Source organism: Pseudomonas sp. LSJ-87, assembly GCF_032971465.1.
Lineage (GTDB): Bacteria > Pseudomonadota > Gammaproteobacteria > Pseudomonadales > Pseudomonadaceae > Aquipseudomonas > Aquipseudomonas putida_Z.
This window is the reverse complement of record NZ_JAWJYQ010000019.1, coordinates 67,763-84,537: the sequence shown is the minus strand read 5'-3', so window position 1 is coordinate 84,537 and position 16,775 is coordinate 67,763. Positions and strand designations below refer to the sequence as shown.

The window sequence follows — 16,775 nt, the reverse complement described above, 5'->3', positions numbered from 1 at the left end:
TGCTATGACTGACTCGCTGACCCCCACCAAGGTTTTCAAATGCCTCGCCGACGAGAACCGCATTCGGATGATGCTGCTGATCGCTCGCGAGGAAGAACTCTGCGTCTGTGAACTGACCTGCGCGCTGGAAGAAAGCCAGCCCAAGGTTTCTCGCCACCTGGCGCAACTGCGCACCTGTGACCTGCTGGAAGACCGCCGTCAGGGCCAGTGGGTTTATTACCGGCTGCATCCATCGCTTCCCGCCTGGGTACGTGAGGTCCTGGCGACGACGCTGGAAGCCAACCGCGAATGGCTAAGTACTAGCACCAAACGACTGGACACCATGGGTGACCGCCCTCAACGCGTCGCCTCCTGCTGCTGATCATTGCCGAGAAAACCCGATGAAAGTTCTGTTCCTCTGCACCGCCAATAGCTGCCGCAGCATCCTCTCCGAGGCTGTTTTCAATCATCTGGCCCCGGCCGGCATGAAGGCCTACAGCGCCGGCAGCCAGCCAAAGGGTGAGGTGCACCCGCTGTCCATCACCGCGCTGCAGCGTGCCGGTATCTCCACCGAGGGCCTCAGCAGCAAGTCCAGTGACGCGCATGCCGAGCTGGCACCGGACTTTGTCATCACTGTCTGCGACAAGGCCGCTGGCGAAGCCTGCCCCGTGTTCTTCGGACCAGCAGTGAAAGCCCACTGGGGACTTTCTGACCCTTCGGATTTGCACGGTAGTGCCGCCGAGCTGGACGCGGCATTCGACAACACGCTTGAGCAGATCAAGCGACGCCTCAAGGCATTCATCGCACTGCCTTTCGACCAACTGGATGCCGCGCAGCTCAAGGTCGAGCTGGCCCGCATCGGAACGCTCTGACGTTTAGGGAGATCCACCATGAGCAAAAGCCGACTTTCATTCCTAGACCGCTACCTGACGGTCTGGATCTTTCTGGCCATGGGCCTGGGCATTGGTCTGGGCAGCCTGTTCCAGGGATTGCCTGCGTGGCTGAATAGCCTGTCGGTAGGCTCGACAAACATCCCCATCGCCATTGGCCTCATCGTCATGATGTACCCACCTCTGGCGAAGGTGAAATACGAGGAGTTGCCGCAAGTCTTCAAGGACAAGCGCATCCTTGCCCTGTCGCTGATCCAGAACTGGGTGATCGGCCCGGTCCTGATGTTCGGGCTAGCCGTTGTCTTCCTTTCCGACAAGCCTGAGTACATGACCGGCCTGATCCTCATCGGCCTGGCACGCTGCATCGCCATGGTGCTGGTGTGGAACCAGATCGCCGGTGGCAACAACCAGTACGTGGCCGGTCTGGTCGCCTTCAACAGCATTTTCCAGATCCTGTTCTTCAGCGTGTACGCCTGGATCTTCCTGGGCCTGTTGCCGCCGCTGTTTGGCCTTGAAGGTAGCGTCATTGAGACCAGCTTCCTCGATATCGCTCAATCGGTGCTGATCTACCTGGGCATCCCGTTCCTGGCTGGTTTCCTGACCCGCAAGATTCTGATCAGCAGCAAGGGCGAGACCTGGTACCAGGAGCGCTTCATCCCGAAGATCAGCCCGCTGACCCTCGTGGCACTGCTGCTGACCATCGTCGCCATGTTCAGCCTGAAAGGCGACATGGTGCTGCAACTGCCGCTGGATGTGCTGCGCATCGCTATCCCGCTGACCATCTACTTTGTGGTGATGTTCTTCATCAGCTTCTGGATGGGCAAGCTGGTGGAAGCTGACTACCCACGTACCACTGCGCTGGCGTTCACCGCAGCGAGCAACAACTTTGAACTGGCCATTGCCGTGGCCATCGCCACCTTCGGTCTTGCCTCGCCGGTCGCATTTGCCACCGTCATCGGGCCCTTGGTGGAAGTGCCGGTACTGATCTCCCTGGTGGGCGTGGCCTTGTGGCTCAAGCGCCGCTGGTTCGATCAGCCATCTGGCGCCTTGTCTCAGGAGTAAATCATGACCGAACACCACATCCCCAATATCGACAACGATCTGGTCGACCTGCCGACAGCAGACAAGTTGGCAGTCGAGCCAAAGTCCACCCACAAGCCTCGCATTCTGCTGCTGTACGGATCGACCCGCGAACGCTCGTTCAGCCGCCTGCTGACGGAAGAAGCGGCACGCCTGCTAGAGCACTTCGGTGCCGAGACGCGGATCTTCAATCCGACCGGGCTGCCACTGGCGGATGACGTGCCCGATGACCACCCCATGGTCAAGGAGCTGCGCGATCTGGTGCTGTGGTCCGAAGGCATGGTCTGGTGCTCGCCGGAACGCCACGGTGCAATGACCGGCGTGTTCAAGTCGCAGATCGACTGGATTCCACTGAGCATGGGCGCCGTGCGCCCCACTCAAGGCAAAACCCTCGCGGTGATGCAGGTCTGCGGCGGCTCGCAGTCGTTCAACGTGGTCAACCAGCTGCGCGTCCTCGGCCGCTGGATGCGCATGTTCACCATCCCTAACCAGTCGTCCGTGCCGAAGGCCTACCTGGAATTTGACGAGGCGGGTCGCATGAAACCCTCTTCGTACTACGACCGTGTCGTCGACGTAATGGAGGAGTTGGTGAAGTTCACCCTGCTGCTTCGTGATCGCTCCGACTACCTGGTCGATCGCTACTCCGAACGTAAAGAGTCGGCTGAAGAACTATCCAAGCGTGTCAATCAACGATCCATTTGAGGCTTTGTGAGCATGCAATTGCACCCGTATTCCGTGTTGGCTAATTCCGAACTGGTCGGCCAGCTGATCTTCACTCCGTGCCCCGGTACCAAGGAGACATCGGTATCTCAGGCTCTGGCAACGTTGCACGATGCCGGCGCGAGCGCGCTGGTAACCCTGATGCCGAGTGAAGAACTGCTGCAGAACGAGATCGATCTGCTTCCCGAGGAGTGCCAACTGCTGGGCCTCGAATGGTTCCACCTGCCGGTCGAGGACGACGAAGCGCCCGGTGAGCCGTTTGCGGCCGCCTGGGAGGCTCACCGGGAACGCCTGAAAGAGCTGGTGATGACCGGTAAGACGATCGCCATTCACTGCAAGGGCGGCTCTGGCCGCACCGGCCTGTTTGCCGCCCGCCTGATGATCGAGTGCGGCATCCCTGTGCAGGAAGCTGTTTCCCAGGTCCAGGCCCTGCGTCCACGTGCGATCCAGAACCCTGCGCACGTTGGGTATATCAACCAGTTCAGCGACACCCTCTGACCTTTCGCTAATCGCGATTCGAGAACAAGAACATGGCTATCAAAGTAGGTATCAATGGGTTTGGCCGTATTGGTCGCTTGGCGCTTCGCGCATCCTGGGACTGGCCGGAATTCGAGTTTGTGCAGATCAATGACCCGGCCGGTGACGCCGAGACCCATGCCCATCTGATCAACTTCGATTCGATCCACGGACGCTGGCACCGTGAAGCCTGCGCAGAGGGCGACGCGGTAGTGATCGAGGGCAAGCGCATCAAGGTCACCGCCAACAAGACCATCGCGGACACCGACTGGTCGGGCTGCGACCTGGTCATCGATGCCAGCGGCAAGATGAAGTCGGTAGCCGTGCTCCAGGCCTACCTGGATCAAGGCGCCAAACGTGTGGTCGTCTGCGCTCCAGTAAAGGAGAAAGGCGCACTGAACGTGGTGATGGGCGTCAACCAGCACCTGTTCGACCCGGCGCAGCATCGTATCGTCACCGCCGCTTCCTGCACTACTAACTGCCTGGCCCCGGTGGTCAAGGTGATTCACGAGAATTTGGGCATCCGCCACGGCTCGATCACCACCATTCACGACCTCACCAATACCCAGAGCATCCTCGATACACCGCACAAGGACCTGCGTCGTGCCCGTGCCTCAGGCATGAGCCTGATCCCGACCACCACAGGCTCGGCCACCGCAATCGCCGAGATCTTCCCCGAACTGCGCGGCAAGCTGAATGGTCATGCCGTGCGTGTACCGCTGGCCAACGCCTCGCTGACCGACTGCGTGTTCGAAGTGGAACGTGAGACGACGGCTGAAGAGGTCAACTCGCTGCTGAAAGCCGCTGCCGAAGGGCCGCTGAAGGACATTCTGGGCTACGAAGAGCGCCCCTTGGTGTCCATCGACTACCGCACCGATCCGCGGTCCTCGATCATCGATGCGCTGTCCACCCTTGTAGTCAACGGTACCCAGGTGAAGATCTACGCCTGGTACGACAACGAGTGGGGCTACGCCAACCGTGCCGCGGAACTGGCACGCTTAGTCGGCGCAGCGGAGTAAACGGCGATCATGAAGGCGTTGTCAGCCCTGTCTGCGGAAGTGCGTCAGTACCTGCTGGTTACCGGCAATTACTGGGCCTTCACCCTCACCGACGGCGCATTGCGCATGTTGGTGGTACTGCACTTCCATTCGCTGGGCTACACGCCGCTGCAGATTGCGGCGCTGTTCCTGTTCTACGAAGTGTTCGGCGTGATCACCAACCTCGTGGGTGGCTACCTCGGCGCCCGCCTGGGGTTAAACCGCACCATGAACATCGGCCTTGGCATGCAGGTCGTCGCCCTACTGATGCTCACGGTACCAGCAGCCTCGCTGACGGTGCCGTGGGTAATGGCCGCCCAGGCGCTCTCCGGCATCGCCAAGGACCTGAACAAGATGAGCGCCAAGAGCTCCATCAAGCTCCTGGTGCCGGACAGCCAGCAAGGCACCCTCTACAAATGGGTGGCCATCCTGACGGGCTCGAAAAACGCGCTCAAAGGCGTGGGCTTCTTCCTCGGGGGAGCACTGCTTGCGCTGCTCGGTTTCAGCCAGGCGGTACTGGCCATGGCGGCGGTGCTGGCCCTGATTTGGATCGGCAGTCTGATCCTGCTGAAAAAGGACTTGGGCAAGGCCAAGGCCAAGCCGAAATTCCGCGACATGCTGTCCAAGAGCCGGGCCATCAACATCCTCTCCGCCGCACGGCTGTTTTTGTTTGGTGCTCGGGATGTCTGGTTCGTGGTGGCTCTGCCGGTGTACCTGAACTCTGCGTTTGGCTGGGACTTCTGGCTGGTCGGTGGCTTCTTGGCCGCATGGGTAATCGGCTACGGCATCGTCCAGTCGTTTGCCCCCCACATCACCGGCAAGAAGCGTGGTCATGTGCCAGACGGCCGAGCAGCCTTCATCTGGGCAATCGCCCTGGCCGGGCTACCTGCGCTCATCGCCGTGGGCCTGTCGGCAGGCTGGTCAGCGCAAGTAGTGCTGCTGGGTGGGTTGATGCTGTTTGGTGTGCTATTCGCGGTGAACTCATCGCTGCACAGCTACCTGATCGTCAGCTATGCCAAGGAAGATGGGGTCTCGCTGGATGTGGGCTTTTACTACATGTCCAACGCCCTGGGTCGCCTGGTTGGTACGCTGCTCTCGGGCTGGGTATTCCAAGCCTACGGGCTGGGAGCTTGTTTATGGATTTCCTCGGCCTTCATGCTACTCGCAGCCCTGATCTCTATTGCTTTACCCAAGCACGTTGAGGTGATTGCAACGTCGCAGTAGTAAACAGAAGTAATTGCGTTTTTCTTAAGTAAAGGCGCAGTTAATGCTGCGCTAACCAATATCACCTAAACTCGCCCCTATGATCCGCATCCTGCGACTGTTCACTATCCTGATGCTCGTACTTTCGCTTCCTCTCAACGGGATGGCGGGAGTCGACTCAGCCATCGAGCCTTGCCCCATGCAAACCATGGGCATGCAGATGATGGCAGGGATGGAGCACGACTGCTGTCAGGACCAGGATCAGGGGAAAACCTCTCAGCACGCCAACAAGGCCTGCAAAATCGGCCAGGAATGCAGGACCGCAAGCACATTGCAGGTCAGCATGCTCGAGCCCGCGCTCACCTTCTCGACTCCCCGCCCTGTCGATACCTATGGCGAAGGCCTTCTGACCAGGCCCCCCCCCGATCATTGGCGTCCTCCCCGCACCTGATTCCTTCGTGAACCTCACACCATTGTTCTGCCTCGGCGGCTGAACGATGACATGCGCCTGTGCGCTGGTTTTTTCGAGGAATCATCTTCATGACTCCCCTATGTTCCCATTCAGGGCGGATGCTTGCTGCCGCCCTGACACTCCTGCTGCCGGTGCTATCCGCGCAGGCGAATTCGCTCACGCTGGACGATGCGCTGCAACTCGCCGAGCGCAACGCACCTTCGCTTCAAGCACGCCAGGAACAGGCTTCCGCAGCACGTCACTCAGTTGTGCCTGCGGGTGAATTGCCAGATCCACGATTGAATCTCGGTGTGCAGAATCTGCCCGTGGATGGCAGCGATCGATGGAGTACCAACCGAGACTTCATGACCATGCAGGTGGTCGGCCTTTCTCAGGAGGTGCCCAACCGCGACAAACGAAAAGCGCGGGTCGAAACCGCTCAGGCCACGGTCGAGCGGGCGGATGCCGAAGCGCTGTTCGAGCGTCTGAAAGTGCGTGCAGCCACGGCACAAGCCTGGATTACCGCGTACACCCTGCAACGCAAATTGCAGCAGTTCGACAATCTGTTCAACGAGAACCGCCTGCTGGCAGCGGCGGTACGTGCACGCCTGGCCGCAGGGGGCGGCGCTTCCGCCGACGCCCTGGCCCCGGGCCAGGAGGCCGCGCAGCTGGAAGAGCAGAAGGACCAACTACTGACCCAAGCCACCCAGGCCCGCGCCGCACTTAAACGCTGGATCGGACAGGATGCCGACGCATTACAAGCGCCGACGTTTCCGCAGTGGCCGGTACGCGCACCTGACTACCTGCACACCCTACACGCCCATCCGGAGTTGGCCGCCTACGGGGCCATGACCCGTGAAGCCCAAGCTCAGGTGCAGCAGGCCATCGCCGAGAAAAAGTCAGATTGGGGCTGGCAGGTTGACTACCAACGCCGCGGGCCTGAATTCAGCAACATGGTCAGCCTGCAGGTCAGTTTCCAGTTACCGCTGTTCAGCGGGTCGCGGCAGGACCCGATGATCGCCGCTCGCCAGGCCCAGGTGCGGCAACTGGAGGACGAACAGGAAGCGGCACTGCGTGAACACACCGCGCAGCTCGAAGCTGACCTGGCGGAATACCAACGCCTGCAAAGGGCGGTGACGCGCAGCCGCGAAACCTTGCTGCCGCTGGCCGAACAACGCGTCAGCCTGGCCTTGGCCGACTACCGGGCAGGCAAGTCGGCGCTGGAAGAGGTAGTCACAGCGCGGCGTCAGCGCATCGAGGCACGGTTACAGGATATCGACCTGCAAGGGCAGCTAGCGGCGACCGCCGCTCGCCTGCACTTCGTATATGGAGAGGTGCGTGCATGAACAACAGGTCTATCGGTTTGATCACAGCACTCGCCCTGGCCATTGGCACCGGGACAGGCTATTGGCTGGGGCATCCTGGGCAACCTGCACAAGCACCCGCAGCAACAGCGGAACAGAAGCCATTGTATTGGTACGACCCGATGTACCCGCAGCAACACTTCCCAGCGCCCGGCAAGTCGCCGTTCATGGACATGCAACTGGTAGCGAAGTACGCCGAAGAAGGCACAGGCCCCGCAGAGCCTGCGGTGCAAATCAGCCAAGGCGTACAACAGAACCTTGGGGTACGCCTGGCGACGGTGAGCCGTGGCCGGCTGCAGCGCAGCCTGCAGGTCAGCGGTGTGCTGGCCTTCGATGAGCGAGATTTCAGTGTGCTCCAGGCACGCACCGCAGGCTTCGTTGAGCGCACCTATGGCCGAGCCACGGGGGATGTGGTGGCCAAAGGCGCGCCTCTGGCAGATGTACTGGCTCCGGAATGGGCTGGGCTGCAGGAAGAGTTTCTCGCGCTGCGCCACTTGGGTGATGTGCAGTTGCTAGCTGCAGCACGCCAGCGCCTGCTGCTGGCCGGCATGCCGGGTGAACTGCTCGACCGGGTCGCACGCAGCGGCAAGGTGCAGAACCAGGTAACACTGGTCGCACCGAGCGCCGGGGTCATCCAGGCACTGGACCTGCGTCCAGGAATGACCGTGGCACCTGGCGCAACCCTGGCACGCATCAATGGCATAGCGAATGTGTGGCTCGAAGCCGCTGTGCCGGAAGCTCAGGCAAGTGGCCTGCACGAGGGGCAAGCAGTAGAGGCCCACTTGCCGGCTTATCCCGGCGAGACCGTTCTAGGCAAACTGACAGCTCTGCTCGCGGATGCAGACCTGCAAAGCCGTACCTTGCGCCTGCGTATTGAGCTGCCCAACAAAGATGGTCGGCTACGGCCGGGAATGACCGCGCAGGTTGCGCTGCGCCCAGGCGAAAACGCCGATGACAGCCTGCTGCTACCTGCCGAGGCCGTAATCCGCACCGGCAAACGTGATCTGGTGATGGTGGCCGAAGACCAAGGCCGGTTCCGCCCAGTGGAAGTGCTGCTAGGCCAGGAGAACGGCGGCCAGGTTACCATCTTGAAAGGCCTGCAGGCCGGGCAAAAAGTCGTGGCATCCGGACAGTTCCTGATCGACTCCGAAGCCAGCCTCAAAGGCATCGAGGCGACCACCGCCTCGGACTCACCGGCCGCCTCGCAACCGCCCGAGCTGCATGAAGCAGACGGTCGAATCGTGCAAATTGAAGGTAATCAGCTGACCATCGCCCATGGGCCTTTCGTCACCCTGGGAATGCCTGGGATGACCATGACTTTTCATGTGGCCGACCCCACGCTGATTACTGGGCTCAAGGTGGGTGAACGTATCCGCTTTGGTGTTCGGGAGCGCGACGACGGCATGGTCATCGAGCAGATCAATGCGCTGGAGGGCCAGCCATGATCGAAAAACTGATTCGTTGGTCAGTGAGCAATCGCATACTGGTTCTGCTCACCACTTTGTTCCTGGTGGCCTGGGGGATATTTTCGCTGCGCAGCCTGCCGATCGATGCCTTGCCCGATCTGTCGGACGCCCAAGTAATCATCCGTACCTCCTACCCAGGGCAAGCACCCCAGATCGTCGAAAACCAGGTCACCTATCCGCTGACCACCACGATGCTCTCGGTACCGGCCGCCAAGACCGTACGTGGCTTTTCTGCCTTCGGCGACAGCTTCGTCTACGTGCTGTTTGAAGATGGCACCGACGTGTACTGGGCACGCTCACGCGTGTTGGAGTACCTGAGCCAGGTTCAGTCGCGCCTGCCTGCCTCAGCCAAACCAGCACTTGGGCCGGACGCCACAGGCGTTGGCTGGATCTACCAGTACGCTTTGGTCGACCGCAGTGGCAGGCATGATCTGGCACAGCTGCGCAGCCTGCAGGATTGGTTCCTGCGCTTTGAGCTCAAGACTGTACCGGATGTCGCTGAAGTGGCAAGCATTGGCGGCATGGTCAAGCAGTACCAGGTGGTACTCGACCCGCTGCGTATGGCCAGTCTCGGCATCACCCAGGGCGAGGTCGCAAACGCCATCGGCAAGGCCAATCAGGAAACGGGCGGTGGCGTGCTGGAACAAGGTGAGGCGGAATTCATGGTGCGGGCCTCGGGCTACCTGAAGACGCTGGACGACTTTCGCGCCATCCCCCTGCGCTTGGCTGCCAACGGTGCACCGGTGACGCTGGGCGACGTCGCCCGAGTACAACTCGGGCCGGAAGCCCGGCGGGGCATCGGGGAGCTGGACGGCGAAGGCGAAGCCGTGGGCGGCGTGGTGATCCTGCGCAGCGGCAAGAATGCCCGGGAAGCCATCACCCGTGTGAAGGAAAAGCTCGAAACACTGAAGAAAAGCCTGCCCGCCGGCGTCGAGCTGGTGACTACCTATGACCGCAGCCAATTGATCGACCGCGCCGTAGACAACCTCAGTCACAAGTTGATCGAGGAGTTCATCGTGGTCGCACTGGTGTGTGCGGCCTTCCTGTGGCACCTGCGCTCGTCGCTGGTTGCGATCGTGTCATTGCCGGTGGGGGTGCTGATCGCGCTGATCATCATGCGGCACCAGGGCATCAACGCCAACATCATGTCTCTGGGCGGAATTGCCATCGCCATTGGCGCAATGGTCGATGCCGCTGTGGTGATGATCGAAAACGCGCACAAACGGGTCGAGGCCTGGCATGCCCGTCATCCGGGGCAGGTGCTGAGAGGAGCCGAGCACTGGCGGGTCATGACAGATGCCGCCGTGGAGGTCGGGCCGGCGCTGTTCTTCAGCCTGATGATCATCACCCTGTCGTTCGTGCCGGTGTTCACCTTGCAGGCCCAGGAGGGACGGCTGTTCGCACCCCTGGCGTTCACCAAGACCTACGCCATGGCGGCCGCGGCGGGGCTAGCCGTGACATTGGTGCCGGTGCTAATGGGCTACTGGATCCGTGGGCCATTGCCTGCCGAGCAGCGTAATCCACTCAACCGTGGGCTGATTCGCGTGTACCGGCCGGCGCTTGAGGTCGTACTGCGTAGGCCGTGGTTGACGCTGTTGGGCGCGCTGGCGATCTTGCTCAGCAGCCTGTGGCCATTGAGCCACCTGGGTGGAGAATTCCTGCCGCCGCTGGACGAAGGTGACCTGCTGTACATGCCCTCGGCCCTGCCAGGCCTGTCGGCGCAAAAGGCCTCGGAGCTGCTGCAGCGCACCGATAGACTGATCCGCACGGTGCCAGAAGTCGCCAGTGTGTTCGGCAAGGCCGGTCGCGCGGAGTCAGCCACCGACCCGGCACCGTTGGAGATGTTCGAGACCATCGTGCGGCTCAAGCCCAAGGATCAGTGGCGGCCAGGAATGACCAGCGAAAAACTGGTCGAGGAACTCGACCGGACCGTACGCGTACCGGGCCTGACCAACATCTGGATTCCGCCAATCCGCAACCGAATCGACATGCTCGCCACCGGTATCAAGAGCCCGATTGGCGTAAAGGTGGCCGGCAGCGACCTGGCGCAGATCGACCGCACGACCCTGGCCGTCGAACGGGTAGCGAAGACTGTACCTGGCGTGACCTCGGCACTGGCCGAGCGTTTGACCGGCGGACGGTACGTCGATCTCGACATCGACCGCCAGGCTGCTGCCCGTTACGGCCTGAACATCGCCGACGTGCAAGCCATTGTCGCCGGCGCCATTGGTGGCGAAACCATCGGGGAGACGGTGGAAGGCCTGGCGCGTTACCCGATCAGCGTCCGCTACCCCCGCGAATGGCGCGATTCAGTCGAGGCACTGCGTCAGCTACCAATCTACACCGCTCAAGGTGCCCAGATAACCCTCGGCACCTTGGCCCGTGTGCGAATTGCCGAAGGCCCGCCGATGCTCAAGAGCGAGAACGCCCGCCCCTCTGGCTGGGTGTACATCGACGTTCGCGGCCGTGATCTGTCGTCTGTGGTCGCTGACCTGCGTCAGGCAGTTGACCGCGAAGTGAAGCTTGATCCAGGCGTCAGTCTGAGTTATTCAGGCCAGTTCGAGTATCTGGAGCGCGCCAACGCTCGGTTGGCCTGGGTGGTGCCGGCGACATTGGCCATCATCTTCGTCCTGCTGTATCTGACCTTTGGCCGCCTAGGTGAGGCGCTGCTGATCATGGGCACTCTGCCTTTCGCCCTCACCGGCGGTGTGTGGTTGCTGTACCTGATGGGTTTCAACCTGTCGGTAGCCACCGGCGTTGGCTTCATTGCCTTGGCCGGGGTCGCGGCGGAGTTCGGGGTGATCATGCTGATCTACCTGAATAACGCTTGGGCCGAGCGACAGGCCAATGGTGAGCCCACTCAGCCAGCTCTACTTGAGGCCATTCGCGAGGGCGCGGTACAGCGCATCCGGCCGAAGGCGATGACCGTGGCAGTGATCGTTGCAGGCTTGCTGCCCATTCTCTGGAGCAGCGGGACCGGCAGCGAAGTGATGAGCCGCATCGCCGTACCCATGGTAGGCGGAATGCTGACCGCCCCCTTGCTCTCTCTCTTCGTTATTCCCGCAGCGTATTGGCTGATCCAGCGCCGCGCTCTTGTAGTCACTCACGATTCCACACCAGGAGAAATCCGATGAAAAAGCTCTACCTCAGTGTTGCACTGCTCTTCGCCTTTGCATCAGGCGCACAAGCTCAAGACTCCATGGCCGGGATGAACATGGATGGTATGGATATGAAGGAAGCTCAAGCAGCACCTGCCGCTCACGCTGAAGGGATGGTAAAGGCCATAGACGCCCAGGGCGGCAAAGTGACCTTAATGCATGGACCGGTGGCGGCGCTGAAATGGCCAGCCATGACCATGGGCTTCAAGGCCACTGCGCAGCAGCTGGAAAAGTTGAAGGTGGGAGATAAGGTAGCGTTTGACTTCAGGATGGACGGCAGCAGCGCGACGATTATTGATATCCGTAAGGAGTAAATCGTCTAGCCCATAGCTATCAGCGAGAAACCGCCCACAGCAGTGATCGTCATAGGCAACTCCCGAGCAATGCTCGGGAGTTGGGCAGCAGATGACCACCTATCCCAACAAAACTCCCAGCTGTTCAGGTGATCACTTTGGGGAAATAGGGGAGCTCAGGCCTCCACCTTCACCAAAAAACGCTCGATCGCAGCAGCGGTGCTGCGGGCTGTACGGGTCACTCCGATCAAGGTCGCCGAGGCAGAACCAGTCCACTCGCCATAGCCGACCAGCCATAGTCTCGGCTCACTCACAGATTGGGTCCCTTCGACTTCTACACGTCCTTGCTCAGTAACAACCCCAAGGCTGGCGAGGTGTCCCAAGGCGGGTTTGAACCCGGTGCCCCAGATCACCGCATCAACTGCGGTCTCCGAGCCGTCTGCCCAGACCACACCGTCAGGGGTGAAACGAGCGAAGGGCCTCACCGCGTGCAGAACGTCTCGCTCTCGCGCCTCCATTACAGGCGGGACCATTACCACATCGCCCAACCCGCCGACCGGCTGCTCAATAACACGTCCCTCCATCTGCGCTTTCCAGCGCTCCGTAGCCCGCTCGAACAGCACTCGGCCATCCACATCGTCAGGTAGGAAGAGTGGATCGGTGGGTGTTACCCAGGTCGCATTCGCTACTTTGGAAACCTCTGCGAGAATCTGCGCGCCGGAGTTGCCACCGCCGACGACCAGCACGCTCTTGCCAGAGAAGGCCTGCGGTTCAACGTAGTCAGCCGAATGCAGCTGTTGGCCACGGAACAACTCAGCGCCAGGGTAGGCAGGTATGTTCGGATTGCTCCAAGTACCTGTGGCACTGACCACAGCTTTTGCATCCCAATAGCCAGACTCTGAATGGACACGCAACGCGCCGGTAACGCGCTCGATTGAGGTGACGCGCACTGGCCGTTCGATTGGAAACTGATAGCGCGCCTCATACTGGGTGAGGTAGTCGATGACATGCTCGCGAGACGGATAGCCATCCTGAACAGCTGGCATCATCCAACCGGGAATGGAGCTCCACGTGGCCGGCGAGAACAGCCGCAGGGAATTCCAACCGTGTCGCCAAGCTCCGCCCGCCGCTTCCTCGGCATCGAGCATGATGAACGAAAGCTCCGTGCGGCGAAGGAAGTAGGCAGTTGCCAAAGCCGCTTGCCCCCGCCAATGATGACTACATCCCACACCCGCTCTCCATAAGCCGTCATTCCAACCCCCTTCGAAACAGTGATGAAGCACATCATTTCAGAAAGCGGAGCTGAATTCTAACCAAAGCCATACCCAGCTCAGGCGCACTAAGTGGCACTGATCGCAACCGACTGATCAATCCGAATGCATCTGGGTAGTCGAGTCGAATGCAAGCAGATGGTCAAATGACTACAACTACCCTCCGGTCCTCCTCCCGCATGTCGGTGGCTAGCTCTCGTCAAATCGGCAGCGCTCAACGCGCCTTGCCGGCGGGGCAAGATAGTTTGTAGCCTACGGGCTCCCTCAACGGAGAAACCTGATGTCCTCCAGCAACGAAAGCAACACCCCTGCCGAAGGTTCTACCAAAAAAGACGACTCGCTCCCGATGCTTGAGTTGACGGTGCTCAACCCCAACTTCTCTTTTGACTCAAAGGAGCGGGATGTCGCGGCTGCCCTCAAACGTCTCCCCAAACTACGCGCTGACCTGCACGCTGACCTCGTTCGACTGATCGATGAGGGCAAGTCGATCGATGAGGCAGTGCGAATCATCAAGCGCAAGATCGATAGTGAACCCAAAGGGCCAGGCGAGGATTGATGCATGCGGCCCCGCGTGAAAATTCCCGCGGGGCCACCTTAGATTACTGAGCCGTGAAAACGAAAAAACTCACCAAAACATTGCGATTAGCGTCGCCGTTCGGAGCCCCGCATGATCATGCAAGGTGTGTTGGGTGGACGCTTACGGCCGCTTTTTTTGCCAATCCAAATCTACTGGCCAGCCGAGCAGTGAATTCTAAATATCGCCTACCAGCTCACAGGCGCGAGCTGGTGATGACTACTCCAGCGTGTTCACTCCCCTAGTTCAAAGTCCATAGCCTCCAACACAGCGACAAGGGCTTTATCACAACCCTCGGCAAGGTGAAAAAAACTGGGCTCGAAAATTGCCATGGGTGGTGCGGGCTTCTCGAATGGCGACCACTTTCTTTTCGTGGGTCGCATGACCTCGAATCTCATTGCGAAGCTCATGAAGCTTTCTCATGGGCGCCAGAATTTTCCTGGCTTCTTCCGCACTGATTGAACTTGCCACTAAGATTTCGTACAGCAACTTAAGCGAGCGCCAGGTTGACTCCAGTACGCACCCTTTTCCTTCAGCAACTTTGCGCAATGGCTTGTCGAGAAAACCTTCTACCAGGCATTGATCAAGAGCCATGATTTCATCACCCCATTCCTTAGGTGAGTCTGTGGCGGGAGCTAGCACGCTGTCGATCAACTCCTCGCCTCGGGGGTTCCACCATACTGGCTTACGTTTGTCCAGTTCACGCACCTTTCGCTTGAGGGCATCCAGTGGCTGATACTCGGTGTACCAATCACCTTCAATATCCGTTCGATTTGCTCGCTCAGAGATTGGCGCCTTTGGCCATTCGTTGAAGGCCTTCCAGTACAGCTGTTCATCGAAGGGAAGTTTCGACAGATCCCAGATCCATGCATGAACTTGCCCAGCCTCATTGATATCGTAAGACTTGAGGGTCCAAGCTCCTCTGCAAGAAATGCTCCGGTCTTCCAACGTGTATTTTTCCGGATCTCCTTTAAAGCGATTAAGCACCTCTGCCCTGAAAAAAGCAGGCGATATCTGCCAGGGAAGATCACTGTCCTCAAAATAACTGACAATGTGATCGGGGCTGCAAGAGGTCTCGACTTGACGATCGTTCTTGCGGTCATAGATTTTAAAGACCGCATACTCACGATCCGGATCACCATCAAAATCCTTGCGCCACACCTCTTCTTGCTCTTCAACCGTGGTCTTTGGCCTGACCACCATGGCTCCATGCGCGAAGCTCGCTCGGCTTATCGATCCACCATGAAAAAAAAGATCCGACTCGTCTCGGTGATATCGAGTTGCGCCATGCCAGCTGTCGAAACTGCCAGGCACGTATCTGGTGAAATCAAATTTCAAGACCAGCGCCAAGTCCGCCAGAGCCATGTAGTTGTCCAAGTCTTTACGAAGAATTGTGACAACCTCGCGACCCTCTATCTGATCGGGAATTGCCAAAGTCAGAATCCTGATGACATCTTCGATGTCGCCATCGCCATTGAGCCGACAGTACGCCTTCCGCTCTTCTACATAATGGATGTCGAGACAATGTACGAGCTTTTGGTTAATTTCGATCGGCGTGGGTCCGGTATGAACCCCCTCAAGGCGCCGACGGATGACAAGTGGTTCCCCCCCAGCTAAGGGAGATCCGCTGTCCTCAGGGAAAGCGGGCTCAATATAGACACGATGTCCTTCACCTGAGCTCCAGGACCTTTGAATGCACCAGGTTGCATTGGTAAATAGCGTAAGATTTTGTAGCGCACCCCCATCTGGCGGCGTGACATTTTCAGTTGGGGCGAGCGCCCCCACGATAAGCAGGAACGGTGCGCTCGCGTAAATCACAATCTCGTCTGAATCCGAGTTTGCTGTCATGTAATGCACAGCCTGCTCGGCATATACATACCAGGGATCGTCTTGATCCTCCGGAGCCGTCGCCAAAGCAATCAGGGGTTTGGTATCGAAACGACGCATGCCCACTCCCGCAAGCTAGTTGATGATTTCAGGTTTTTGATCGGTAAGCCTGATCGTGCAAAAAGATGATCGCAGATGCAGTCATGTTCATCGTGTACTTCGCCACGTGCTCCGGCACTACTTTTTGCAACTCCCCGGCACCATGCGACGTGCTCAATTTGTTGCGGAGCGTGCCGACGGTCATCAGTGGCTGCTCCCAGAAAGATTCCAGCGCAGTCTTCTCCATGATGGTACGAATGAGCTTGGAGGTTGTGTCTCCCTGGGAATACCCGAAACCCTTCTGGCCACAGATCACTTTCATAACACTCTCATAGCTGCTGTTGCACTTGGTAACGCAGTCGCCGAATTTTCCGTGCCGAAAATCCTCAAGAGCTGCCATGAACTCGGAATTGGCATTAAGGAAAGCTGGCTGACGTAAAAGCTTCAGGGCGGGCTCAATAGCCGTCTCGTGAACAGCCTGGTTTTCCCTTGGAATAACCTTCGCGTGCTCACGGATTCCGGTGAACTTAGTGAGTTCTCCCCTATACATTTCCTCAGTGGTTTGCCATACCGGTTTCGTAACGAAATAGGGAAGATCGTCAATGTTCAAGAACTCGTTCAAGCGGTCAATCACAGGCTCATGGTAACCCCCGATGTAATTCCATCCTTCCTGATGGACAAGATACTCAATGGCATCAAGAAAATGAGGGTCACTGCAGGTGCGCAGAAAGTTGAATGCGTCATCGGCGTAAGAAAGGTTCTTGTTTCCGGAAAGGTTATGGGCCCAGTGAGATAGGAGAGCTTATCGTGTAGAAACTCAAGAGTTTCGCCCATTCCGGGGCCCATG

15 protein-coding genes and 1 pseudogene are annotated in these 16,775 nt (G+C 59.2%); 13 read left to right on the top strand and 3 right to left on the bottom strand.

Annotated features, from left to right (window positions below; all coding sequences use genetic code 11):
• Positions 1 to 4 precede the first annotated feature (4 nt).
• From RYH74_RS12700 to RYH74_RS12645, 12 genes are all read left to right on the top strand, one after another.
• Positions 5 to 361: a metalloregulator ArsR/SmtB family transcription factor gene (locus RYH74_RS12700; protein WP_051096013.1), complete on the top strand. Its 357-nt coding sequence runs from the start codon at positions 5 to 7 to the stop codon at positions 359 to 361.
• Between the two features lie 19 nt (positions 362 to 380).
• The gene (locus RYH74_RS12695; RefSeq protein ID WP_135192581.1) at positions 381 to 851 is read left to right on the top strand and encodes an arsenate reductase ArsC; all 471 of its coding nucleotides are present in this window, start codon (positions 381 to 383) and stop codon (positions 849 to 851) included.
• Positions 852 to 869: 18 nt separating this feature from the next.
• Positions 870 to 1,931: an ACR3 family arsenite efflux transporter gene (arsB, locus tag RYH74_RS12690; RefSeq protein WP_317409501.1), complete on the top strand. Its 1,062-nt coding sequence runs from the start codon at positions 870 to 872 to the stop codon at positions 1,929 to 1,931.
• A 3-nt stretch (positions 1,932 to 1,934) separates the two neighbouring features.
• Positions 1,935 to 2,651: an arsenical resistance protein ArsH gene (arsH, locus tag RYH74_RS12685; RefSeq protein ID WP_135192579.1), complete on the top strand. Its 717-nt coding sequence runs from the start codon at positions 1,935 to 1,937 to the stop codon at positions 2,649 to 2,651.
• A gap of 12 nt (positions 2,652 to 2,663) precedes the next feature.
• Positions 2,664 to 3,167 carry a dual specificity protein phosphatase family protein gene (locus RYH74_RS12680; RefSeq protein ID WP_094010870.1) on the top strand — a complete coding sequence of 168 codons (504 nt, stop codon included), beginning with the start codon at positions 2,664 to 2,666 and terminating at the stop codon, positions 3,165 to 3,167.
• A gap of 32 nt (positions 3,168 to 3,199) precedes the next feature.
• Positions 3,200 to 4,204 carry an ArsJ-associated glyceraldehyde-3-phosphate dehydrogenase gene (locus RYH74_RS12675; RefSeq protein ID WP_135192578.1) on the top strand — a complete coding sequence of 335 codons (1,005 nt, stop codon included), beginning with the start codon at positions 3,200 to 3,202 and terminating at the stop codon, positions 4,202 to 4,204.
• A gap of 9 nt (positions 4,205 to 4,213) precedes the next feature.
• Positions 4,214 to 5,446, top strand: coding sequence for an organoarsenical effux MFS transporter ArsJ (arsJ, locus tag RYH74_RS12670; RefSeq protein ID WP_135192577.1), 1,233 nt, complete (start codon positions 4,214 to 4,216; stop codon positions 5,444 to 5,446).
• 79 nt (positions 5,447 to 5,525) lie between these two features.
• Positions 5,526 to 5,876, top strand: coding sequence for a hypothetical protein (locus RYH74_RS12665; RefSeq protein ID WP_110996600.1), 351 nt, complete (start codon positions 5,526 to 5,528; stop codon positions 5,874 to 5,876).
• A gap of 89 nt (positions 5,877 to 5,965) precedes the next feature.
• Entirely contained in the window at positions 5,966 to 7,222 is a 1,257-nt protein-coding gene (locus RYH74_RS12660; RefSeq protein WP_059183360.1) for a TolC family protein, read from the top strand.
• On the top strand, positions 7,219 to 8,685 hold the full coding sequence (locus RYH74_RS12655; protein ID WP_135192576.1) for an efflux RND transporter periplasmic adaptor subunit: 1,467 nt from the start codon (positions 7,219 to 7,221) through the stop codon (positions 8,683 to 8,685). Before RYH74_RS12660 ends, RYH74_RS12655 begins: the two co-directional genes overlap by 4 nt.
• The gene (locus RYH74_RS12650; protein WP_135192575.1) at positions 8,682 to 11,840 is read left to right on the top strand and encodes an efflux RND transporter permease subunit; all 3,159 of its coding nucleotides are present in this window, start codon (positions 8,682 to 8,684) and stop codon (positions 11,838 to 11,840) included. The genes RYH74_RS12655 and RYH74_RS12650 overlap by 4 nt, the downstream gene beginning before the upstream one ends.
• On the top strand, positions 11,837 to 12,178 hold the full coding sequence (locus RYH74_RS12645) for a copper-binding protein (RefSeq protein ID WP_110996594.1): 342 nt from the start codon (positions 11,837 to 11,839) through the stop codon (positions 12,176 to 12,178). The genes RYH74_RS12650 and RYH74_RS12645 overlap by 4 nt, the downstream gene beginning before the upstream one ends.
• 155 nt (positions 12,179 to 12,333) lie before the next feature.
• Here RYH74_RS12645 and RYH74_RS12640 read toward each other — a convergent pair.
• Positions 12,334 to 13,409: pseudogene (locus tag RYH74_RS12640) on the bottom strand (ArsO family NAD(P)H-dependent flavin-containing monooxygenase).
• Between the two features lie 299 nt (positions 13,410 to 13,708).
• Here RYH74_RS12640 and RYH74_RS12635 point away from each other — a divergent pair.
• Positions 13,709 to 13,984 carry a hypothetical protein gene (locus RYH74_RS12635; RefSeq protein ID WP_135192573.1) on the top strand — a complete coding sequence of 92 codons (276 nt, stop codon included), beginning with the start codon at positions 13,709 to 13,711 and terminating at the stop codon, positions 13,982 to 13,984.
• Between the two features lie 303 nt (positions 13,985 to 14,287).
• Here the strand turns inward: RYH74_RS12635 and RYH74_RS12630 are convergent, their stop codons facing one another.
• Both RYH74_RS12630 and RYH74_RS12625 read right to left on the bottom strand, forming a co-directional pair.
• On the bottom strand, positions 14,288 to 15,949 hold the full coding sequence (locus RYH74_RS12630; RefSeq protein WP_317409500.1) for a hypothetical protein: 1,662 nt from the start codon (positions 15,947 to 15,949) through the stop codon (positions 14,288 to 14,290).
• Between the two features lie 28 nt (positions 15,950 to 15,977).
• Positions 15,978 to 16,538 (bottom strand): abortive infection family protein, encoded by a 561-nt coding sequence (locus RYH74_RS12625; protein WP_263875538.1) that lies wholly within the window; start codon positions 16,536 to 16,538, stop codon positions 15,978 to 15,980.
• Between the last annotated feature and the right edge of the window lie 237 nt (positions 16,539 to 16,775).